This is a genomic window from Sessilibacter sp. MAH3, assembly GCF_054658275.1.
This window is the reverse complement of record NZ_BAAGIE010000001.1, coordinates 103,552-126,579: the sequence shown is the minus strand read 5'-3', so window position 1 is coordinate 126,579 and position 23,028 is coordinate 103,552. Positions and strand designations below refer to the sequence as shown.

General features: G+C 43.3%; 17 protein-coding genes. 4 read left to right on the top strand and 13 right to left on the bottom strand.

Annotation, left to right across the window (positions count from 1 at the left end; all coding sequences use genetic code 11):
• Positions 1–7: 7 nt before the first annotated feature.
• The gene (locus ACYQ2C_RS00535) at positions 8–769 is read left to right on the top strand and encodes an SDR family NAD(P)-dependent oxidoreductase (protein ID WP_460048267.1); all 762 of its coding nucleotides are present in this window, start codon (positions 8–10) and stop codon (positions 767–769) included.
• Between the two features lie 482 nt (positions 770–1,251).
• On the opposite strand, the gene ACYQ2C_RS00530 is transcribed toward ACYQ2C_RS00535, so the two are convergent.
• From ACYQ2C_RS00530 to ACYQ2C_RS00520, 3 genes are all read right to left on the bottom strand, one after another.
• Complete coding sequence (locus ACYQ2C_RS00530) at positions 1,252–2,361, bottom strand: enoyl-CoA hydratase/isomerase family protein (RefSeq protein ID WP_460098943.1); 1,110 nt, start codon at positions 2,359–2,361, stop codon at positions 1,252–1,254.
• A gap of 497 nt (positions 2,362–2,858) precedes the next feature.
• Positions 2,859–3,695: an S-formylglutathione hydrolase gene (fghA, locus tag ACYQ2C_RS00525; protein ID WP_460099398.1), complete on the bottom strand. Its 837-nt coding sequence runs from the start codon at positions 3,693–3,695 to the stop codon at positions 2,859–2,861.
• Between the two features lie 329 nt (positions 3,696–4,024).
• Positions 4,025–5,131: an S-(hydroxymethyl)glutathione dehydrogenase/class III alcohol dehydrogenase gene (locus ACYQ2C_RS00520; protein WP_460048270.1), complete on the bottom strand. Its 1,107-nt coding sequence runs from the start codon at positions 5,129–5,131 to the stop codon at positions 4,025–4,027.
• Positions 5,132–5,281: 150 nt separating this feature from the next.
• On the opposite strand from ACYQ2C_RS00520, the gene ACYQ2C_RS00515 reads away from it, so the two are divergent.
• Positions 5,282–6,157 (top strand): LysR family transcriptional regulator, encoded by an 876-nt coding sequence (locus ACYQ2C_RS00515; RefSeq protein ID WP_460098940.1) that lies wholly within the window; start codon positions 5,282–5,284, stop codon positions 6,155–6,157.
• Positions 6,158–6,257: 100 nt separating this feature from the next.
• On the opposite strand, the gene ACYQ2C_RS00510 is transcribed toward ACYQ2C_RS00515, so the two are convergent.
• From ACYQ2C_RS00510 to xdhA, 10 genes are all read right to left on the bottom strand, one after another.
• A complete protein-coding gene (locus ACYQ2C_RS00510) occupies positions 6,258–6,839 on the bottom strand; it encodes a superoxide dismutase (protein ID WP_460048272.1) in 582 nt (193 codons plus the stop codon).
• A gap of 454 nt (positions 6,840–7,293) precedes the next feature.
• Positions 7,294–8,826, bottom strand: coding sequence for an FMN-binding glutamate synthase family protein (locus tag ACYQ2C_RS00505; RefSeq protein WP_460048274.1), 1,533 nt, complete (start codon positions 8,824–8,826; stop codon positions 7,294–7,296).
• A 554-nt stretch (positions 8,827–9,380) separates the two neighbouring features.
• On the bottom strand, positions 9,381–10,400 hold the full coding sequence (locus ACYQ2C_RS00500) for an acyltransferase family protein (protein WP_460048276.1): 1,020 nt from the start codon (positions 10,398–10,400) through the stop codon (positions 9,381–9,383).
• 335 nt (positions 10,401–10,735) lie between these two features.
• Positions 10,736–11,950 carry a urate hydroxylase PuuD gene (locus ACYQ2C_RS00495; protein ID WP_460098936.1) on the bottom strand — a complete coding sequence of 405 codons (1,215 nt, stop codon included), beginning with the start codon at positions 11,948–11,950 and terminating at the stop codon, positions 10,736–10,738.
• A gap of 244 nt (positions 11,951–12,194) precedes the next feature.
• On the bottom strand, positions 12,195–13,508 hold the full coding sequence (guaD, locus tag ACYQ2C_RS00490) for a guanine deaminase (protein WP_460098933.1): 1,314 nt from the start codon (positions 13,506–13,508) through the stop codon (positions 12,195–12,197).
• Between the two features lie 43 nt (positions 13,509–13,551).
• Positions 13,552–13,899: a hydroxyisourate hydrolase gene (gene uraH / locus ACYQ2C_RS00485; RefSeq protein WP_460048280.1), complete on the bottom strand. Its 348-nt coding sequence runs from the start codon at positions 13,897–13,899 to the stop codon at positions 13,552–13,554.
• 59 nt (positions 13,900–13,958) lie between these two features.
• Positions 13,959–14,486 carry a 2-oxo-4-hydroxy-4-carboxy-5-ureidoimidazoline decarboxylase gene (gene uraD, locus ACYQ2C_RS00480; RefSeq protein ID WP_460098931.1) on the bottom strand — a complete coding sequence of 176 codons (528 nt, stop codon included), beginning with the start codon at positions 14,484–14,486 and terminating at the stop codon, positions 13,959–13,961.
• A gap of 18 nt (positions 14,487–14,504) precedes the next feature.
• Positions 14,505–15,401, bottom strand: a complete 897-nt coding sequence (xdhC, locus tag ACYQ2C_RS00475; RefSeq protein WP_460098928.1) for a xanthine dehydrogenase accessory protein XdhC — start codon at positions 15,399–15,401, stop codon at positions 14,505–14,507.
• Positions 15,402–15,737: 336 nt separating this feature from the next.
• Positions 15,738–18,194: a xanthine dehydrogenase molybdopterin binding subunit gene (gene xdhB, locus ACYQ2C_RS00470; protein ID WP_460098925.1), complete on the bottom strand. Its 2,457-nt coding sequence runs from the start codon at positions 18,192–18,194 to the stop codon at positions 15,738–15,740.
• On the bottom strand, positions 18,187–19,722 hold the full coding sequence (gene xdhA / locus ACYQ2C_RS00465) for a xanthine dehydrogenase small subunit (protein ID WP_460098922.1): 1,536 nt from the start codon (positions 19,720–19,722) through the stop codon (positions 18,187–18,189). Before xdhA ends, xdhB begins: the two co-directional genes overlap by 8 nt.
• 658 nt (positions 19,723–20,380) lie before the next feature.
• On the opposite strand from xdhA, the gene ACYQ2C_RS00460 reads away from it, so the two are divergent.
• Complete coding sequence (locus tag ACYQ2C_RS00460; protein WP_460048285.1) at positions 20,381–21,700, top strand: NCS2 family permease; 1,320 nt, start codon at positions 20,381–20,383, stop codon at positions 21,698–21,700.
• 505 nt (positions 21,701–22,205) lie between these two features.
• Positions 22,206–22,919: a TetR family transcriptional regulator C-terminal domain-containing protein gene (locus ACYQ2C_RS00455; protein ID WP_460048286.1), complete on the top strand. Its 714-nt coding sequence runs from the start codon at positions 22,206–22,208 to the stop codon at positions 22,917–22,919.
• The last annotated feature ends 109 nt before the right edge of the window (positions 22,920–23,028 follow it).

The following is a 23,028-nucleotide window of genomic DNA, read 5'->3' as shown; positions in this document are numbered from 1 at the left end:
AGCATTTATGACCTTCACTGCATGTATTACCGGTGCAACTTCTGGCTTTGGTAAGGCAACTGCTGAAAAATTTGCAAACCAAGGCTGGCACCTTTTGCTCATTGGCCGACGAGAAGACCGCCTAGAGGCCCTGAAAGCCGAGTTAAGCGAAAAAACCTGCGTTGAAACCATCGCGTTAGATGTGCGCGACACCGAACAGGTTATCTCGGCATTATCGACCTACCCAACAACCTTGGCGCCGCTCAAGGTCTTGGTTAACAACGCAGGCCTCGCCTTGGGCACATCACCGGCGGTTGAATGCGACTTAGCGCAGTGGCATCAGATGATTGATACCAACACCAAAGGTTTGGTCACCATAACGCACACGCTCTTGCCGCGCTTAATTGAATTTGGCGCGGGCGCGAGTATTTTTAATATTGGCTCTGTTGCGGGTACCTACCCTTACCCGGGTGGCAACGTGTATTGCGGAACCAAAGCGTTTGTTGAGCAATTCTCAAAAGCCATCCGCTGTGACTTGTTAGGAACCGGCGTACGTGTAACCAACATTGCACCGGGCATGGCAGAAAGTGAATTTACCTTGGTACGCACTGGCGGAAATCAACAAGCCCACGATAATTTGTACGAAGGTGCCAATCCCATTCAGCCAGAGGATATTGCAGATACGTTATGGTGGCTGGCAAATATGCCCGATCACCTAAATGTGAATAACTTTGAAATTATGCCGGTCAGGCAAGCGTGGAGTCCTTTTGCGGTACACCGAGAAAAATAATCTCATACCGCTAACACCTCTCATACCAATCAACATCAAGAATGAGTAATTCGTGGAGGGCTTGCGCAAAAGCCCTCGTTTTATCGTCAGTAAAATCTATCAGCGGATCTTTCTGATAATCCCTAAGAATCTTTCTGACAACCCCCAAAAAGAACACTCTGATTGGGAAGTAAGACGCACGAGATTAGTTACTTTGAAACCCATTCCCCCTACCTTTCTAGAGCAAGTATTGAATCAATATCACCGTGCTCAATACTAGGCTCACGACCACAAAAGCAAATAAAAAATTACCAACAACTTTGTTAGCATCAACACACAAGGGTTACGGCGATAAAAAACCGCCCAAAATACCTGTGCTCATAGCAATCACAAAAATAACGGAGTTATTAATCCATAAAAATACGTCTGCAAGCTAAGCACACTGCAAGGGCAATGATAAAAGCACAACATAACCAAGGAAACTCTAGGTTAATCAGAGTTTCCTATAAATCAGACAACGGATTTACAGCAAAAATACTGTCATCAAAGTGATCAAGAATAATTTGCTTAGATACATCCTGGATTCGTGACGGTTCGAATTTCGGCGTCTTGTCTTTATCCACCAGCAAGGCCCTCACACCTTCAGCAAAGTCTTTAAAACGCATACAGTTTGCGGCAACAACCCACTCCATTTGAAAAACTTCTTTCAGCGATAAATGCTTTGCTCGATGCAATAATTCGGGAACCAGAGCGGCGGTAACGGGGCAACCGTTTTTGAGGGTTAATGCAGCGGATTGCAACCAAGGATCGTCACCGGAATAATCGGTGATAGTTTGATAAATCTCAGCCAAATTAACACCGGATGTTAACGCCTGAATTTGATCAAAATGCTCTTTTAACAACGATTTTGGGCAATTAGAACTGGTATTGCTGAGCTTTATTAAAATTTTTGAAATAACTTCGACAAAATTATTTTGCGAATACCAATCGGCCACAACCAGAGCCTCGACAAACTCTTCCCACTGCTCATGATTCAAAAAATGATCAGCCAAACCAACATATAAAGTATCTGCCGCGTTAATTGGTACACCGGTTAAGGCTAAAAATAATCCAATACGGCCAGGCATACGATTCAAAAACCAACTGGCACCAACATCCGGAAATAAACCAATGGTAATTTCGGGCATCGCCAACCGTGTTTTTTCGGTAACCACTCGATGACTCGCGCCAGCCAATAAACCCAAACCACCACCCATAACCACACCATGACCCCAGACGATAATGGGTTTTGGATAGGTATGAATGGTGTAGTCAAGGCGGTATTCATTGGCGAAAAACTGTGCGGCCTTACCGTCGTCTTCAAGACTTGAACGACGCAGCTCAACCACATCACCCCCAGCGCAAAAACCGCGATCACCCTCGCCTCGCAAAACAATGCAAGCAATGGCGGGATCATTACGCCAAGCCATGAGCTGAGGAAGTAAAAGAGAAACCATATCGGACGAAAGCGCATTAATGGTCTTGGGCGCATTAAGTGTTGCGATGGCTATTTTGTAGCTCGCCGATGATGCAAGCTCTTCAAATAAAACGAAAGGTTGTACACTGGATGACATAGCCGCCTCTTTATTATTAATTTTAGGATCGGTATTTTAAATACACAGAACCAGCGATGTAGTAACGACTCATCTTAGAGAGATTTAATAACGGCGTAATCTGGACGATAGTCGCACATGAGCAACAAATTAATAATAACGGCGAGGGTTATAATTACTGCTTATTGCAGCAATAACCTAAACACCCCAATCAACCGTTAGATATAAATAGTGGAATACTATAAGAAACTTATGGAAGCCTCTGATGAACTCAACCGAGAATTAATCAGAGGACAAGAGAGATAAATATGAACGCTAATTTTTGCGATTCAATAAATTCACGAGTAGGTTAATTAGAGGAAACTCTGATTAATCTAGAGTTTCTCGCGACACAAGGATGTGTCGCCAATTTCAAGAACTGTAAGTGATTGAAATTGTGAAGAAATTGGAAATCACATTTTCAATTTCTGCCCTCTGATTAAATCAAGGATGAGTTAATCAGAGGTTCCTAGAATTTGTTACAGCAAGTTTTTTGCGTGAAACTTAATGTGCTCACCAATAAAACTGGCAATAAAAAAGTAGCTATGATCATAGCCGGGCTGCATACGAATCGACATTGGAAATTGAGCATGCTCAGCCGCTTCAATAAGCAGCGGTGTTTTTAATTGCTCTTCTAAAAAATTATCAGCATCACCTTGATCAATCAACACCGGCAATCGCGCCTCGACTTTAGAAACCAGCGCCACCGTATCGTATTCCTGCCATTTGGATTTGTCTTTGCCTAAATACAAAGACAAGGCTTTTTGTCCCCACGGACATTCGATAGGCGAACAAATTGGCGAAAAAGCCGATACCGAGCGAAATACTTCTGGATTTTTAAGTGCAATCGTAAGCGCACCGTGACCACCCATTGAGTGTCCAGAAATTGAGGTTAAATCGCTATTAATTGGAAAGTTTGCAGCAATCAACTGTGGTAATTCTCGAACGATGTAGTCATACATTCGATAATTTTTCGCCCAGGGTTCTTCAGTAGCATTCACATAGAAACCCGCACCCAGACCAAAATCGTAGGCTTTTTCAGGGTCATCGGGAATGTCGTCACCACGCGGACTGGTATCCGGCGCGACGATCGCAATACCAAAATCCGTAGCGTACTGTTGCGCACCGGCTTTGGTGACAAAGTTTTCATCGGTACAGGTTAATCCAGACAACCAATACAACACTGGCACAGAACCTTCTCGCGACTGCGGCGGCAAGAAAATTGAAAATGTCATCTCGCATTGCAAGGTTTCAGAAAAGTGTCGGTAGCGTAATTGCTCACCGTCAAAACACTTAAATGAACTTATTTTTGAAATATTCAAATCTCTTCCCCTAAAGAAGGCCGCGACAGCAGCTTAATGAACCTGGTCTGCACTTAGTACTTATGACGAAGGGATAATTCCATAACCCATATATTCACGAACCAAGATAAGAGCCTCTGATTAACTCATCTACCATTTGGCCAGAGCACAGAAGCGGACAATGCAATTTTAAATTTCTTAAAAACATCAATCGCATATCGCTTTTATGTAAATGAACAGCGTCAATTATCCGAAACCTTGGCTGGTAATTAATTATGCGCAATTTACCAGCCAAGGTTTATCACCTCGCCATTGAATTCCGTATTTATTCGATTAATTACGACTTAATAAAGAACAACCGAGCGAATACTTTCACCGGAATGCATTAAATCGAAAGCTTTGTTGATGTCATTTAATGGCATTGTGTGAGTAATTAATTCATCGATATTAATTTTACCTTCCATGTACCAATCAACAATTTTAGGCACATCGGTACGACCTCTTGCACCGCCAAATGCAGTACCACGCCATGATCGGCCAGTAACCAATTGGAATGGACGAGTACTAATTTCTTGGCCAGCGCCAGCAACACCAACAATACAGCTCTCGCCCCAGCCCTTGTGGCAGCATTCAAGCGCTTGTCGCATAACTTGAACATTACCAATACATTCAAAGCTGTAATCAACACCGCCGCCGGTCATTTGCACGATATGATCAACAACGTTATCAACCTCTTTAGGGTTAACGAAATCGGTCATACCAAAACGTTTCGCCAATTCAACCTTTGAAGGATTAATATCAACACCAATAATGCGTGTTGCACCAACCATCTTCGCGCCTTGGATGACATTCAAACCAATGCCACCTAAACCGAACACAGCAACCGTTGAACCCGGTTCAACTTTCATAGTGAAAGCTACTGCACCAATGCCCGTAGTTACACCACAACCGATGTAACAGATTTTATCGAAAGGAGCATCTTCACGAACTTTAGCTAAGGCAATTTCGGGTAAAACTGTGTAGTTAGAAAAGGTAGAGCAACCCATGTAATGCAAAATGGGTTTGCCATCAAGGGAAAAACGGCTGGTGCCATCGGGCATTAGACCCTGCCCTTGAGTAGAACGAATCGACTGGCAGAGGTTGGTTTTAGGATGCAAGCAATAGTCGCACTCTCGACACTCGGGTGTGTATAACGGAATTACATGATCGCCCGGCTTTAAACCTTTTACGCCGGGGCCTACGTCTACAACAACTCCGGCACCTTCGTGGCCTAAAATTGCCGGAAATGCACCTTCAGGATCGTCACCAGATAAGGTAAATGCGTCGGTATGACAAACACCAGTGGCTTTGATTTCAACTAAAACTTCACCAGCTTTTGGTCCTTGTAAATCAACCTCAACAATTTCTAAGGGTTTTCCGGACTCAAAAGCTACTGCGGCACGAGTTTTCATGGGCATTTCTCTTCTTGAATGATTTTACTTGTTCGTTTTTAGTAGATAATGAGATCATATCTGTTCCCGTAGAGCCTATAAACCAGATAAAAATCACAACACTGTTGCAACTGGAAAACAATAATAAAATTGATCGTCAAAGGATATGTTATGAGTCGCTGGGAAAGTATTGAAGCGTTTGTTGCCGTGGTAGAGATGAAAAGCTTCTCTAAAGCCGCTGAAAAACTCGGCGTATCTAAATCACACATAAGCCGCCAAATTAACCAACTCGAAAATCGACTGGATACGCAACTCTTAAACCGAACCACTCGCGCAGTCTCATTAACTGAGCTAGGGCAAACGTTTTATCCGACGTGCAAAGACATGCTAAACAGCTTGGATGAAGCCGAACGCGCTATTATTGAACAACAACACTCACCCAAGGGCCTGCTCAGAGTTAGCGTGGCAGGTCTATTTGCCGAGGAACACATCACTCCGGCGGCCATCAAATTTATGCAGCTAAATCCCAGCATCGAGATCGATATGGATTTCACTAATCGCGTGGTCGATGTCATTTCGGAAGGCTTTGATCTCGCTATTCGTTCCGGCACCTTACAAGACTCATCTTACATAGCCCGAAGAATCGCTCCGAGAAAACTGGTGGTGTGTGCCAGCCCAGATTACTTGTCACAACGCGGTCGCCCCAGTGATATTCACGCGCTGATTAATCACAACTGCTTAATGGGCACGCTGCAAACTTGGCGTTTTAAAGAAAAAGGTAGGCACATTGACCTGAGGCTCAACGGTAACTGGCGATCCAATAACGGGCGTGCATTGGTTAAAGCCGCCGAAGCCGGAATGGGTGTAGTACAACTGCCGTCATTTTATGTCGACCAGAGCATTGAAGCTGGTTTGTTGCAAACCATATTAGAAGAGAACAATCCAACCGATACGGGAACCTGGGCGGTTTATCCCAGCAACCGACACCTATCCCAAAAAGTGCGACTGTTTATCAACTTTTTAGCCGATGAATTTAAGAGCATGTAATACGTGTTCTACGCTATATCGAGACATAAAAAAGCCGAGTCTTCACTCGGCTTTTTGGTCGCTAACCTAAGCTAACCTAAATAGATAAACGCAACTGTTATTAACCTAGGTTTGCAGCAGCAAATTCCCAGTTAACAAGATTCCAGAATGCATCTAAGTAAGTAGGACGAGCATTGCGGTAATCGATGTAGTAAGCGTGTTCCCAAACATCAACGGTTAACAACGCGGTAACGCCTTCGTGAGTTAAAGGACAGCCAGCGTCGTCAGTGTTTAAGATCGCTAAAGAGCCATCAGCATTTTTCACTAACCAAGTCCAGCCTGAGCCGAAATTGTTAATTGCGCTGTTGGTAAATTCTTCTTTGAATGCAGCAAAAGAACCCCATTTTGCAGTGATAGCGTCTGCAAGCGCGCCAGTTGGCTCACCGCCGCCATTCGGGCTTAGGCAGTTCCAGTAGAAAGTGTGATTCCATACTTGCGCAGCATTATTGAACAAACCGCCAGTTGAAGTCTTGATGATTTCTTCTAAAGATTTAGAGGCGTTGTCGGTACCTTCGACCAAACCATTTAACTTAACCACATAAGTGTTGTGGTGTTTGCCGTAATGGAACTCCAAAGTTTCTTCTGAAATGTGCGGGGCTAATGCGTCTTTCGCGTACGGTAAAGCTGGTAATTCAAATGCCATTGTTATGATTCCTTCGCTTGTTGGGTTGAATTCAACGCTACAGAGTTTTGGGCGAATACAAAAATTTCAAGGCTCGATGATCGATCAATTTAAAATAATCAACACCAATCAGCCCAGCCATCGATCAAACCAAAACCGGTAACATTGTACCATGCAGATATGTCTATCAAATTTCTTGCCACTCACAATAATGAGCTTAATAACCGTCGTTAATTGACGGTAACTGAAATATTAAAGTGGCTCGAAAATGGGAAACTTTGATTAAGCCAGAGTTTCCAGTGACACAAGGATGTTTCGCTAATTTCAAGAACAGTAAGTAATTGAAATTGTGAAGAAATTGGAAATCGTATTTTCAATTTCTGTGCTCTGATTAAATCAGGAATGAGTTAATCAGAGGCGCCAACGATTAGATACAACACTAAAATAATAATATTGAACTGGTAAAAATAATCTTTTAATCGCGTTTATTATCGACAAACTCTAACCGCGTCTCTGCCACAGGATAAAAATGAACAACCGGTGTTGGCAAGCCATGTTCGTTAATAATGTGTACGTGGTTACGATCAAGATGTCGGGGATCAACCACGCCGCACGAGTGCGCGATAACACCCACTTCTTTTACAAGATTTTCAACGTAGTGGCACACACGGGTAGATTTTTCAAAAGGATCTAAGCCTTTTTGTAAATCTGGGTCGTGGGTGGTGATACCTGTGGGGCAGGTATTTTTATTACATTGCAAGGCTTGAATACATCCCAACGACAACATAAAACCACGCGCACTGACCACAAAATCAGCGCCCATCGCTAGGGCCCACGCGACTCGTCCGGGGTTTATCAATTTACCGCTGGCAACCACTTTAATACGCTTACGAAGACCACACTCAACCAAGGTATTTACCAATAATGGTAGACTGTGCTGAATAGGCAGCCCCATATAATCAATCAAACTTTGTGGCGCAGCGCCGGTACCGCCGTCGGCACTGTCTAGGGTAATAAAATCAGGCGCGAACTCTAAACCGCGCTGGTGAATGCGGCCAAAAAAACTCACCAACCAATCCGTCGTACCAAGCACCAATTTAAAACCTACGGGCTTTCCGGTTAGGCGGCGAATACGCTCAATCATATCCAGCAAATCATCCACATTGCGAATATCAACGTGGCCGTTAGGACTAATGGAATCCTGCCCCTCGGGAATATGACGAATTTTTGCGATTTCCGGGCCGACTTTTTTGCCCGGTAAAATACCACCTTTACCCGGCTTTGCACCTTGGCTCAGCTTAATTTCGAACATTTTGACTTGTTCGTGAGCAGCAATCGCCAATAACTTCTCTTCGTTGAGCTTTCCTTCGGAGTCTTGCACGCCGTATTTTGCAGTGCCAATTTGAAATACAAGATCACAACCGCCTTCAAGGTGATAAGGTGACAAACCACCTTCACCGGTATTCATCCAAATACCGGCCTTGCGCGCACCACTTGATAAAGCCCTTACCGCGGGCTTAGACAAAGCGCCGTAACTCATCCCAGAGATATTAAAAAAGGATTTTGCGGCATAAGGCTGTCGAGCAAAACCTTCACCAATTACTACGGCATCAGTCTCAACGTGATCTTCAGCAATAGTAGGAAATAAACAGTTTAAAAAGATGAAATCGCCGGGATTATTTAACGGCCGAGTAGAACCAAAGGCCGCTGTTGAATCGATATTTTTTGCGGCGCGATACACCCACGAACGCTGGGCACGATTAAAGGGTAACTCTTCTCGATCTTGTGCAAAAAAGTATTGGCGGAAAAACTCACCAAGGTGCTCAAAGAAATAGCGAAATCGGCCAATAACAGGATAATTTCTGCGAATGGTATGTTGGCGCTGATTAATATCAGACCAGTACATAGCCGCCACCCACAATACAACCCCACCCACTAAAACAATAAAAATAACCGCACTGACGCCCAATACCTCTAAGGTAAAGTCAGCAAACGTAAAATTATCCATAAAGCGCCCTAAACTTTTAATCGCGTTTTAGTACATTCACCATCGTTTGGTATCTACTAAAATGCTCTGTGAAAAATCGTTCTTATAATGACCACACGCTGTCGAAATTATCCTCAAAAATAACGACGCGCGATAACAGAATATAGGAAGCTCTAACTACATCAGAGTTTCCAGTATGAATATGTTTACCAATCGTCTTATTCTAAAGGAAGTCTTGATTAACCGATAATAAACTCTGAAGAGCCTAGAGTTTTCTGCGATGCAAGAATGTGTCACCAATTCCAAGAAAAGCAAGTGATTGCAACGTTAAAGACATTGGCATTCACATTTTCAATTTCTGCCGCTTGCTTAAATCACAGATGAGGAAACTCTGATTAACCTAGAGTTTCTCGCGACACAAGGATGTGTCGTCAATTTCAAGAACTGTAAGTGATTGAAATTGTGAAGAAATTGGAAATCACATTTTCAATTTCTGCCCTCTGATTAAATCAAGGATGAGTTAATCAGAGGTTCCATGAGTTAATCAGAGGTTCTTAAACGCTTATGCTGAAACATTATTTATTCGAGGTAAATAGAACGGAAATAGGCGCACTAAACACCAACGGAATTTTATAGCGATCGATCAGATACTGAGCCAGCATAGGTACCAGCATACCAAAAGCAAACCCCAATAGAACGTGCACAATCACATCATCAATACCGAAGATTTTTTGCAAAATCACCCGAATACCGCTGCCTGTTAAGATGTGCATAACATAAATTGCCATGGACGAAGCACCCACAAACAACACCCATTTTTTAGGTTTGCGGGCAAGACACATCGAAAGCGACACCACAAACAACATGGATACGAGAGTGAGAGCCAAAGACCAAGCCGTTCGCTCTGCGAAGGTTTTGTTTAACTCAAAATGATAAAAGCCTTGGAAAACAATAAACGCCATTGCCAAAGCTAAGGTGACTTTAAGATCGCCTAACCAATGGGTATTGGTTAGGCGTTTAAATCCGGCCCCCAACAAAAAGAAGCAAAAATACGACGAGAAGAAAATAGCCAGAATTCCCCAATTCGATGGCAAAGGCCGTAAAAATATCGCCAAAGAGAACAATAAAATAAGAATAAACGAAAACCGAAATTCTTTAAAAAACACAATCGAAGAGGCAACAAAAAAGAAAAATAACGCGTACAAAAACCAGAACTGGCCAAAAGGATGCGTTAATATCGACCAAAATGCACCGGAATCTGCCGGAGAATTCGCAAATCGCGCCAAGACCACAACAAAGGTTATTTGAATAAATGACCAGAGAAAATAAGGATAGGCTACCGTATCGACTTTATTCAGTAAAAAATCTTTTGCCCCACGCTTATTAAAAGAACCGAAGAAAAACAGTCCCGAAAGAAAAAAGAACAACGGCATGTGAAAACTGTAGACGATACTATCGGAGAGAAGAAAAAAACCTTCTGAAATCGACAAACCTGCGTCATAGACGCCTCGTATTACATGCCCATAAACCACCAAAGCAATACCAATTGCCTTGGCGTAATCGACCCAATAGTCCCTAGTCGCAGCGTCCGCCATTACTGACCTCAATTGTTTAATGTCTGTCGATCCTTTGATCGATAGTTTAGCGCAGAAACTTCTTTGCTAAAACGAGACCTTGTTAAACAAATACTAGTAAAAGCTACAATTTACATTATCAAATAATGAACGATCGATATAAAATATAAGACTGTCAACGATAAGCGTGCCTTACCAACTCGATCATTGCTTCATCCAAAAAAAAAGACGCTCACAAGCGTCTTTTACAATTTATCCACAATATCAAGCAGTTATCTTTATATAAATCACGCACTCGGTTTAACCTTTCCGGAAACCTCAACGTATTCAAAGTGATGTGCCAAACTCATAAATCGTTATTCCAAACCTACCAACCACTCACCCAACTGTTCACGTTCGGCTTGAGTCATACCCGTCAAGTTGCCCAAAGGCATGTACTGGCTTTGAACAGATACCGCTAATATTCGATCCTTTGAAGCCACAATATGGTTTTTAGAATCCAAAACCAAGCCTGCTGGGGGCGCCACAAAACCCGGCTGGGTGGGTTCTAAGGAATGGCAACCGGAGCAATGCTGGGAAACAATATCCAAGGCAACTGCTTCTTGCTCTAAACGCATGTCTTCTGTTATTGCCGATGAATGATTAGCCGCAGCAACGGAATGACCAATATTAGGTTTGGCAAAATAAATAAGCGCCACTATAAATGCTGCCGAAATAATCAAAATTTGTGGGCGTAGAACACCACGATTTTTAAGATTAAAAAAGTGGCGAATATAAGCACTTAAGACACCCACTGCGACAATTAAAAACCAACCATACTCATGACTATATAAAATCGGGTAATGGTTAGAAATCATCAACAACACGACAGCAAGCGTAAAATAGTTGTTGTGCATAGAACGCTGTTTGGCAAAAGCGGCCTTTTTAGCGTCGGGCTCTTGACCCGATTCAATGGCTTTAATGAAGGCTTTTTGCGCAGGAACAATGCCAAAAAATACGTTGCCCGACATGAGCGTACCTATGGCAGCACCTACGTGTAAGGCAGCAGCGCGAGGCGAAAACAGTTGAAACGCGAGATAACTTAAGCCTAAAAAGAACAGCGACATAATGGCCGCAAATAACAGCCCTTTTGTCACCAACGGCGTGCGAATAAGAAGCTCATAAACCACCACCGTTGTGGCCAAAAAGCCAATACCGGCCAGCACTGCTTGAGTTGGATCGGTAATTAAACCGTCTGGCGTCACTAAATAGCTGCTTGCTTGACTGTAATAAACAATGGATATTAATAAAAACCCCGACAACCACGTTGTGTAAGATTCCCATTTTACCCAGTGCAATACGTCGGGCATTTTTTCTGGGGCTAGATCGTATTTTTGAAATTCATAAATACCACCGCCATGAATTACCCAAACATCACCTTTTATGCCTTTATCGGCTTTCCACTGCGGTGGTTTGCGTAAATTATTATCGATCCAAACGTATTTTAACGACGAGCCAATCCAAGCAACGGCCGCTAAAATGTGCAGCCACCGAAATGCTAAACTTAGCCAATCTAAAAGATAAGCAGACAAAATTTTTTCCTTTTTACAACAAAAAATACCACCAGCTAATACAGAGCATTAAACCAAACTCTATAGAAAACTCTGATTAACAGAATTTCTTGCGACACAGGGATGTGTCGCCAATTTCAAAAACAATAAGTGCTTGAAATTGTGAAAAATTCGAAATCGCATTTTCAATTTCTGCCCTCTGATTAACTCATGAATGAGTTAATCAGAGGTTTCTATAGGCGTAAGTTAAAAGCTCTAAATTCCCTCAGCTGTAAACACATTTACCAGCAACATAGGTTTCGCTAATATTGCGATCGTCACCAATAGTCATTAATAAAAATAATTTTTCGTGCAACTCATTACACAGCGACATTCTGTGCTTCATTAACGGTGTTGACTCAAAATCTAACACAATAAAATCTGCAATTTTATTCGTCTCAAAGTTACCGATATTCTGCTCAAGCTCAAGACATTCGGCATTACCCAAGGTTAACCAATAAAACGCCTCAAAGGGATGCAACGCGTAATCGTTTAATTGATTAACTTTGTAAGCTTCGGCCAAAGTTTGCAATTGGCAAAAACTGGTACCGGCGCCAACATCGGTGGCGATACTGGTCTTTACCGCAAAATCTTTTGCTTTTTGCAGCTCAAATAAACCGCTGCCTAAAAATAAATTCGAGGTTGGGCAGAAGGCAATTTTGGAATTTGTTTCAGACATGCGCGTTAATTCATCGTCTGATAAATGAATGCAATGCCCAAACACACTGCGACTGCCGAGCAAACCAAAACCGTCGTAAACATCTAAATAATTTTTATACTGCGGATACAGCTCTTTAACCCACGCTATTTCACCGATATTTTCAGACAAATGTGTTTGCATATAAACGCTGGTGTTTTCTTGCAACAGCTTACCGGTGAAGGTTAATTGTTCGGGTGTTGAGGTTGGAGCAAAGCGCGGTGTTACCGTATACAACTGTCGGCCATTGCCGTGCCAGCGATCAATCAGCGCTTGGCTTTGCTCGTATCCTGTAATAGGAGTATCACGCAATGCTTCTGGGCAATGCCTGTCCATCAACACTTTTCCGGCCAACATACAGGTGCCGTATTTTTGCGATGCCTGAAAAAAAGCATCCACCGAATGTTCGTGCACGGTACAGTAAACCATCGCCGTAGTCGTACCCGATGCAAGTAACTCTTGTACAAATACATCGGCAATTTGCTCGGCGTAGGCTTTATTGGAGAATTTCATTTCCGCTGGAAAGGTATAATTATTCAACCAATCCAGTAATTTTTCGCCGTAGCTGCCAATAATATTAATTTGCGGAAAATGAATATGGCTATCAATAAAACCCGGCATAATCCACTGGCCGGTTTTATCAATTAATTCAAATTCAATATTTTGCAGCTTAAGCTCGGTAAGTAGTGTTTCTGCGTGATCGAGCGCGTAAATCTTGCCATCGCGAACAACCAATAAACCGTCGTCAAAAAAAACTACACCCTCACCAGTGACGGTGGGTGCTTTGGTAAAATGCAAAATGCTGGCTCGATACGCCTGCACTGCACTGCTATTGTTACTCATGAAAATTTCTCAGCTGCCACGATTGCTTAATTACCACGATTATTTAACTACCACGATAAGTACTGTAACCGTGCGCGCTTAACAATAAAGGTACATGGTAGTGTTCATCAGTAGCATTTACTTGAAACGTAATACTGACCTGCGGATAAAAACTGGCCGAGTTTTCTCGCTCAAAATAATCTTGGGTTAAAAAAATTAACTGGTATAACCCTTCTTGAAATTCAAACTCAGAATTCCATTGGGTTATTCGTCCGTCGGCATTAGTCGTTGCTTCGCCAAGCAGGGACCATTGGTCCCCATTTTGACGATATAAGCTAACGGCAACATCTGCCGCTGGGCGACCCTTGTGGGTATCCAAAATGTGTGTAGTAATTGGTGCTCGTGAGGACATGACAGTTGTCTAAATTACGTAAGTGAATTAATAAATAGGTGAATTAAATAAAGGGTGATTTAACAAGACAGCAGTTGCGCCAATCGTAATTGGGTAATTTTTTGTTGCTCGCCAGCACCGTTTTTTAATTCTTGCTCGCGAGTATTGATTATTCGTGAACGCAAAATAGCGAGCATTTCGTCGGCAGATTTACCACTGGCAAACACAATAAAAATAAAACCAAATTTATCGAAATATTCATTATTTTCATCAAACAATGCTTTGATAGTTTCGTCGCTAGCGGCTGCAACCTGGCCCTGCTCTTTTGAGGCGGCACTGTATTTTTGTTTAAGCGCGTTCATATCGCCTATGCGAGCATGACCTAAAAACGCTTCTAATATTTCGGCTTCTGTAGCAGTAGACCATAATTGCGCAGCACTAGATTGAACATCTTCGATGGACGGAAACGGACGAGCATCGACCATTTGCTGCGCCCAACGCTGGCAATGACAAACCTTAAATAGGGTTTCAAAAGCAGCAGCATCGTCTAGCTGATTAAAGCGCGTTAATGGGTTTTCTGTGCTCGGCGCACTAGAGGTTAAACTCACTCGTTATTGCTCCGGTTTTTAATCTTCATTAAATAAATTAGGTTCTAAACTCAGGCGAATTTGATGACCTTCTAAGGTACCTGCCTGATTTAAGCTGTTTTTAAGATCTTTCCAGGCAAGGCCACGACGATCGTGCACAGCTTGATTATCAATTTGTCGAAGTGCGATTAACTGCGCACAAATAGACACAGCAATTTCGATGGGTAATTTACCCTTAACCTGCGGAATACCAATTGGACAAACAAAGTGGTTTAAGTTGTCTTCCAAAATCCCATCGCTCTGTAAGCGTTTAATAAAGCGTTGGGATTTTGTTTCTGAACCAATCATACCCACAATGGCGAGATCATCGCGGAATAAACATTCTTTAGCGATCTCGTAATCCAAAACATGATCATGAGTCAAAATTAAAACATCGCAACCACGCGGTAAATTAGCAACCGCTTGCTGAACATTGTCTAATGAAGCAGTTTTTACTTTAGATGTATCGACTTTTTGAATCAGTTCAGCGCGTTTATCGAACCAACTCACTTGACAGGGCATTCGCGATAAAATGGGAATTAACTGTTGGGCAACATGACCGGCGCCAAATACGGCCAATTTCCAAGTATTTTCCGGAAAAACTTCGATCATCACACTCAGCTGGCCACCACAACATTGCTTGGCTTCAGCGGCTAGCGGAAATGCTTTGATGACGATTTCAGAGCAGTTATCTTGAATAAGCTCACGCGCTTGCTGAGTAATTAAATATTCAAGCTGGCCGCCGCCGATGGTGTCGTAGGTTGCATCACCGGTGATAACCATCTTGGCGCCGGGCTCTCTGGGCGTTGAGCCAGATGCACCCAAAACGGTGATCAAAGCAAACCCTTCACCGGATTCTTTGCAGTCTGCAACAGCTAAATACCAAGGGCGATTCACGATCAGCATCCTCAACAATAATCAGTACAAGTCAATATTGGAATCTGTGATTAACTGATTACGGATTTAATCAGAGATTCCAATTCATATTAATTTGGGTTACACCTATGGCGAAAGTTAACAACCACAAACGCTTATACAACCACTAACCCCAAAATATCTTTTAACAAGCTCTGCTTAAAAGCAGTCTTTACTTAAAACAGCCCCGCTTAAAAACAATCTCGCTTAAAAACAGTCCCGCTTAAAAACAGTCCCGCTTAAAAACAGTCCCGCTTAAATCGTCGATGAATTTATCGGTGCTTGTTTTTAATGAGTATAAACCCAGTCATTATGCATTTATGCTTGGCCTTTTGAAGCTGCAAACAATTTCGCATCTTCAATGGCTTTGAGTACTTTTTCTGGCGTCGCCGGTGGATCAAGTCGCGGCGCATACTGATAATTCGCAAAGCTTGCACAAGCATCGGCTAACGCACTCCAAACGCTAATCGCCAGCATGAGCGGTGGCTCACCCACGGCTTTCGAGTTAAACACGGTATCAACCGAGTTTTCGCACTCATATAAGGCTATGTTAAATTCTCGCGGCACATCAAAGGCAGTCGGAATCTTGTAGCTTGCCGGTGAGTTCGACATAACACGGCCTTGATCGTCCCACAAAAGCTCTTCTGTGGTTAACCAGCCCATGCCTTGAATAAAAGCCCCTTCAATCTGGCCGATGTCTAAATCTGGATTCACCGACTTACCAACGTCGTGCAAAATATCGGTGCGCAGCACCTTATATTCGCCGGTAAAACTATCAACCAACACTTCTGAACAGGCCGCGCCATTGGCAAAATAGAAAAACGGATGGCCATGGCCAGAATCACGGTCGTAATAAATTTTCGGTGTTTTATAAAATCCGTAAGCCATTAACGGCACACGACCTTTATAGGCCTGCAAACAAAAATCGGCGAAATTAAACACTTGCTCGCCCACAAAAACCTGATCGTTGCTAAAACTTACCGCGCTCACATCAACGTTATAGTGTTCAGCGGCGAAGGCCTTAAAGTTTTGCAGAATTTCTTGGCAGGCATTTTTTGCGGCATAGCCGTTTAAATCGGTACCTGACGACGCAGCTGTTGGAGATGTATTTGCGACCTTGTCGGTTCGTGTCGCGCTGACCTGAACGCGCTCAACATCAACACCAAATTCGTCGGCAACAATTTGTGCAATTTTAGTGTACAAACCTTGGCCCATTTCGGTACCACCGTGGTTCACTAAAATACTGCCATCGGTATAAACATGAACCAACGCACCGGCCTGATTTAAGTGCTGGGCGGTAAAAGAAATACCAAATTTAACCGGCGTTAATGCCAAGCCTTTTTTCACAAACGGATTAGCGGCATTAAAAGATTTAACCGCTTCACGACGCGCCCAATATTCACTGCTGGTCTCTAAGGTAGAAACCACCTCTTGCAGCACACTGGGATCAAGCTGTTGGCCGTAATGGGTGGTATCGGCGCCGTCGCGATACAAATTGCGTTTGCGAATGGTTAAGGGATCTTCACCCAAAGAGCGAGCAATACCATCAATGACCGCCTCAATGGCGACCATACCTTGCGGACCACCAAAACCACGGAATGCTGTATTAGAAACCGTGTGTGTGCGTGGGCATAAACCTAAAACACGAGATTGATTGATAAAATAAGCGTTATCGGCATGGAACATGGCGCGATCTACAATGCCCTGGGATAAATCCGGTGAACAGCCACACAGCCCCGCGAGTGTCATGTTTAAACCTTCAATGACACCGTCTTGATTGAAGCCGACTTCGTAGTCGTATTTAAAATCGTGACGCTTACCGGTGGCTTCCATATCGTGTTTGCGCGGTAACCGAAATTTTACCGGTTGTTGCAGGTGATATACCGCAACCGAAGCGGCGCAGGCCAAGGCCGCTGCTTGAGTTTCTTTACCACCAAAACCACCGCCCATGCGGCGCACTTCGGCAATAACCTTGTGACTGGGTAAATCCAATACTTCGGCAACAAGCTTTTGCACCTCGGTTGGATGTTGACTGGAAGTGAACACATGCACACCGTTATCTTCGCCAGGCAACACGTAACAAATCTGGCCTTCTAGATAAAAATGCTCTTGACCACCAATATAACCACCATCGCGCAATTGAAATTCAGCGCTATTGATTGCTTGGTTTGCGTCACCGTTGGCGATGACATGCTCAGGTAACACAAATTCTTGGGCATCTAGACCTTCTTGCAAACGCACATTGGGCGTTAAAACTTCGTATTGAATATCGGCAAGTTTTGCCGCAGCACAGGCTTGTTCGTAGGTTTTAGCAACCACAACAAACAATGTTTGACCAACAAATTGTGTTTCTTTACCCATCGTCACAAACAGCGGGTCGCCGGAAAATACCGGGCCTATGTCTAGCTCACCCGGTACATCTTCGGCGGTAAAAACATCCACCACACCGGGCGCAGCAAGGACTTGCTCAAAATTCATGGCAATCACTTTTGCACGAGCATGAGCAGAACCACCGGCCGCCATGTGCAAGGTGCCCGATAATTCGGGTATATCATCAATGTAAGTTGCTAAACCACTTACGTGCTTGATAGCGCTTTCGTGAATGCTCGGCTTACCGGCACTGCCCTGCTTGGGTTGTACTTTTTTGGCAGAACTTTTTCGGGGTCTTTGTCGTTTGGGTAGCAAATTTTCGGATAAAAGCGTCGATGATGAATCTGCTTCTACGATTGCTGAGCTTTTTTCTGCAAAAGCATCGCCCGGTCGAATATTACGCATGTTGACCTCCAAACTTAGAGTTGGTCGACTTACTGGCGTAATGCTGTGAGGTTACACGAGCCAATTCCGGCTCCCATACACTCACAGCAGCTTCTGGTTCACTGTATTCAAGCCATGCTTTAACCAATAAATTTTCGACTAATGTCATTCGATATTCAGAACTCGCACGCACATCCGATAATGGCGCTAATTCTTGTGCAAACGCAGCTTTAGCGGCATTGATCGTCGCCATTGATGCGGGTTTTGCTTCTAAAGCAGCCTCAACCGCAGAAACACGTTTTGGAATGGCCGCCATACCGCCAACACTGATGCGTACGTTTTTAAATTGATCATTTTCTACCGACCAACGAACGACCAATAGCACCGCAGAAATATCGTCTTCAAAACGTTTCGAAATTTTATAGCACTTTAAAAAAACGTCGTTTTCGGGCAGTTTAAAATCGACCGAATGTAAGTATTCACCTTCGCCACGTTGGGTTTGTTTATAACCCACAAAAAAATCGGCAAGCGGTAAAGTTCTTTGCACACCGTGGGCATTGCACAGAGTTAAATTTGCATCTAACGCCAACAAAAAGGGCGGCGTATCACCAATGGGCGATGCATTGGCAATATTGCCTAACAATGTGCCCTGGTTGCGAATTTGGCGAGAGCCAACACGATGCAACAATTTAGCGAATTCTTGAAAATACTCTTCACAAAAATATTCAAGCTCAGACAGCGTTACCGCAGCGCCCACCGAAAGTGTTTGTGCTTCTGCGTTTAGGCTAAGTGTTTTTAATTCTTGAACTTCACTTAAACCAATGACTTTTTCGAGCGGTTTAAATTGTTGGGTTTGCTCCAGCAATAAATCGGTACCACCGGCAACAAATCGAAAATTTTCGCCAGAAGTAGCTAATACGTCTTGCAATAATTGTTGCAGCTGCGATTCGCTCTTAGGGAATACGCAAAAATCTTCGCCGACATTTACAGCGGTTTTCTCAGCACTAGAAAACTCTTCGGGCAGTTCTGGAAATAAGGTCGATGAAGATTCTTGATAATTTTTTAAATGAAGTGCGGCATCAACTATCGGTCTGTAGCCGGTACAGCGGCATAAATTACCCGATATGGCCGATAAGACCTGTTCTTCGGTTAACGCACTGCCCTGATTTTTAAACAGAGCAAATAATGACATCACAAATCCGGGCGTACAAAATCCGCACTGGGAGCCGTGAAAATCGACCATGGCAGCCTGCACGGGATGTAATTCTTGGTCATTACCTTCGCCACGCAAACCTTCAACGGTAAAAATACGTTTACCATTAACTGCCGCAAGTAATGTGATGCAGCTATTAATGGAGCGAAAGGTTGAGGTCGCCGCATCGCCGGTATCGTCATAAACCACCACGGTACAGGCTCCACAATCACCCGATGCACAACCTTCTTTGGTACCTGTTTGCCCTAGGTTTGTGCGCAAAAACCGTAAAAGCGTCATTGATGGATCAATTTCATCGACTCTTAACCAGCGCCCGTTGAGACATAGTTCGATCACAGTGAAAAAACCTAATGTGTAATTCGTACCGAATCCAACCAGCTGATCTTCGCGCAAACCGGATAACACCTGAGCTGCGCGCGGTTAATTTCTCAAAATTGTGAATACCGCGCTCAGATAATTCCAAAGAGCGAACAACACTGACCGAATTACGGCTTTTTAATGGTTTAAGTTGGAGCAGATGATGCAGGAATCTGACCAGATGGACAAGTTTTATGTTGAAAAAAGCTTGAGGATTTTTACGACACACGCAGAGATTGATACTTTCTTAAACGTGTATCGAAAATTCTTTAAACGCGGCGAAACATCTCAAATAAGCCTCGTTCCTGTACGATCTGCACAAATAGCTGCCAGGATTTTCGTTATTAACGTAAAATCCTGAGAATAACACTGAAAGCTTTTGTGATTTCTTCGTCAAGTTTTAGGTTCAAGCGGCTTACCGTCTTTAAAGCGCTCACAACCTAACAATACAAAACTCGTGTATGGACACACCGATCGATAAACTCATCTTTTACCTTTAATTCGGGTTTATAGGTATTAAAGCGTCGATTTATTGATCGTCGGTAACAATTAACAGGTGATATTAATAGCACCGTAATTATAGAGACGTTCACGCTCAAACGTCTGTCTATGCATTTTATTAAGGCTATTTAACGCTATGCTGGAAAACTTCTTCAAACTCACACAACACAACACCACCGTGCGCACAGAAATAATTGCAGGCTTAACAACCTTTGCCGCAATGTCATATGTGTTGATTGTAAACCCCGCGATTCTCTCGCAAAGCGGAATGCCCGTAGAAGGTTTGATCACGGTAACCGCCATAGCCGCCTGCATTGGCACATTAATGATGGCGCTGTTTACTAACTACCCTATTGCGCTTGCTCCGGGCATGGGTCTTAACGCATTTTTTGCGTTCACCGTGTGTCTTACTCGCGAAGTACCTTGGCAAGGCGCCTTGGGCTTGGTGTTTTGGAACGGTATTCTGTTTTTACTGCTGTCGGTAACCGGGGTACGAACCAAAATCGCCGATGCCATTCCACACGCGCTAAAAGTCGGTGTTCAGTGTGGTATTGGTTTATTCATCGCCTTTATCGGTCTACAAAATGCGCAGTTAGTTATCGATAACCCAGCTACCTTGGTCACCTTGGGCGATCTATCCGAGCCTGCGGTAATCTTAGCGCTGGCAGGTATTGTGTTAACCGCGGTTTTAGTGATCCGCAAAATCAACTCAGCAATTGTGTTGTCCGTTCTAGCATTAACCATTATCGGTTTGTTCATTCCGACCGAAAAAGGCACCCTTACACCGGTTCCCGAAGCGATCATCGGTTTGCCCAAAAGCATGGCCGATACTTTATTTGCTATGGATTTAATGTATCCATTCAAACATTTCGAAGACACCTGGGATATTGTGTTTGCCATGGTCTTCGTCAACATGTTCGATACCATTGGTACACTGCTAGGGGTTTCTCGTCGCGCAGGACTTCTCGACGAGAACGGCAAACTGCCCAAAATGGGCGGTGCTATGACCGCCGATGCCGCCGCCAGTGTTGCCGGTGCGGTTTTAGGTACTTCTCCGGTCACCTCTTATGTTGAATCCGCAGCCGGTATTTCTGCCGGTGGTCGTACCGGGTTGACCGGTATTGTGGTTGCCATCTGCTTTATTCTGGCCTTGTTCCTAACGCCGTTAATGGAAGTTATTCCAACCATGGCGACCACACCAGCGCTGGTTATGGTGGGTATTTTAATGATGGACTCGTTCCGTCAGATTGACTTCGACGATCTTGCTTCGATGGCTACCGCGGTTGTGGCCTTAATTGCCATGCCGCTGACGTTCAGTATCTCTGAAGGTATTGCACTAGGTTTTATAGTTTACGTTGGCGTAAAACTTGGAACAGGCAAATATAAAGAAGTCTCAGTTATTACTTATTTACTCGCTGCGGTATTTATTGCCCGCTACGTTTTTGACTTGAAGTAATAGTGTTGTTACTCCCAAGACACTCTCTTGGGAGTTTCTCTAGGAATCTATGATTTACTCATCCGTGATTTAATCAGAGATTTCTATAACAAACAGGTTCACAAATTAATCTTAATCGACACTACCGTTAGAAGTGACCGCCCTAGTCGTCAGCTTCTGCTTCAACCGTTAGAGATTGAGTATCTGTCAAAAATTGGAAATCTTATTTTCAGTTTTTCGAAGAACCCAAATCAATAGCAGATGAAAGAAAGCGGTCGATTTGTTTATTTGTAAAAACCTAGAAAAAGTAACAATAACACCCATATTAAAATTTCGTTAAAACGTGTTTTTAATTCTCGTGTTTTTCGAAATACAAAAACTTTACCGACGTAATTCTCTTATATCGGTATTTGATAACAAGAAAACGCTTTAATAAACACCGTGTTTTAAGGGTAAATCTCAGGGATGGGGCTAAAACGCAAAGGTTCACCTTTAGCACTCTAGCCAAAAGACTAAGAGTCCACAGATGACTGCAACAGCAAAGAAGTACAAACCTGGAAAAATTCGTGAACGAAACGAAGAGGTTATTTTAAAAGCGGCCGAGCAAGAATTTGTTTTGCATGGCTTTAAAGGAACCAGTATTCAAGCCATCGCCGACCGCGCAGGCTTACCAAAAGCGAACATTCATTATTATTTTAAAAATAAAAATAATTTGTATCGCTCGGTATTGGAATACATTACACAATTGTGGAACGAAGTACTGTCTAATATTTCTGCTGACGACGATCCAGCGGCGGTATTGCATGAATTCATTCGTACCAAGGTAGAACTGTCGTATACCCATCCTAGAGCATCAAAACTCTTTGCAATGGAAATCATTCAAGGCGCGCCGCACATTCGCGAGTATATTCGCACCGATATGCGCCAATGGGTTCGTTCCAAAACCAAAGTGTTTGACGAATGGATCGAAGCCGGAAAAATGGACCCCGTTGATCCCGTGCACCTTATTTTTATGATTTGGTCAACAACCCAGCATTACGCCGACTTTGAAACCCAAGTATTAACCTTGATGAATCGGGCGGAATACGAAAGTGAAGATATTGAACGAATCACCAACTTTTTATCGCGTGTGATTTTAAAAGGCTGCGGCTTATCATTTCCAGAATTGGAAAACACGGCACAGGTGAGTGAAACGGAATCCCAAGAAATAAATCCGGCTGCGAGTTACTCAAACTCATAAAACAATCGGCTAAATTCCAGCACAAAAATACAGCTTAGGAACCTCTGATTAACTCATCCATGATTTAATCAGAGGACAGAAATTGACAATGCGATTTCCAATTTCTTCA

Bases quoted from the DNA above. Each gene is read 5' to 3' on its own strand.
- ACYQ2C_RS00535 (WP_460048267.1), top strand. From the start codon at position 8: ATGACCTTCACTGCATGTATTACCGGTGCAACTTCTGGCTTTGGTAAG.
- ACYQ2C_RS00530 (WP_460098943.1), bottom strand. From the start codon at position 2,361: ATGTCATCCAGTGTACAACCTTTCGTTTTATTTGAAGAGCTTGCATCA.
- ACYQ2C_RS00520 (WP_460048270.1), bottom strand. From the start codon at position 5,131: ATGAAAACTCGTGCCGCAGTAGCTTTTGAGTCCGGAAAACCCTTAGAA.
- ACYQ2C_RS00515 (WP_460098940.1), top strand. From the start codon at position 5,282: ATGAGTCGCTGGGAAAGTATTGAAGCGTTTGTTGCCGTGGTAGAGATG.
- ACYQ2C_RS00510 (WP_460048272.1), bottom strand. From the start codon at position 6,839: ATGGCATTTGAATTACCAGCTTTACCGTACGCGAAAGACGCATTAGCC.
- ACYQ2C_RS00505 (WP_460048274.1), bottom strand. From the start codon at position 8,826: ATGGATAATTTTACGTTTGCTGACTTTACCTTAGAGGTATTGGGCGTC.
- ACYQ2C_RS00500 (WP_460048276.1), bottom strand. From the start codon at position 10,400: ATGGCGGACGCTGCGACTAGGGACTATTGGGTCGATTACGCCAAGGCA.
- guaD (WP_460098933.1), bottom strand. From the start codon at position 13,508: ATGAGTAACAATAGCAGTGCAGTGCAGGCGTATCGAGCCAGCATTTTG.
- uraH (WP_460048280.1), bottom strand. From the start codon at position 13,899: ATGTCCTCACGAGCACCAATTACTACACACATTTTGGATACCCACAAG.
- xdhB (WP_460098925.1), bottom strand. From the start codon at position 18,194: ATGCGTAATATTCGACCGGGCGATGCTTTTGCAGAAAAAAGCTCAGCA.
- ACYQ2C_RS00460 (WP_460048285.1), top strand. From the start codon at position 20,381: ATGCTGGAAAACTTCTTCAAACTCACACAACACAACACCACCGTGCGC.
- ACYQ2C_RS00455 (WP_460048286.1), top strand. From the start codon at position 22,206: ATGACTGCAACAGCAAAGAAGTACAAACCTGGAAAAATTCGTGAACGA.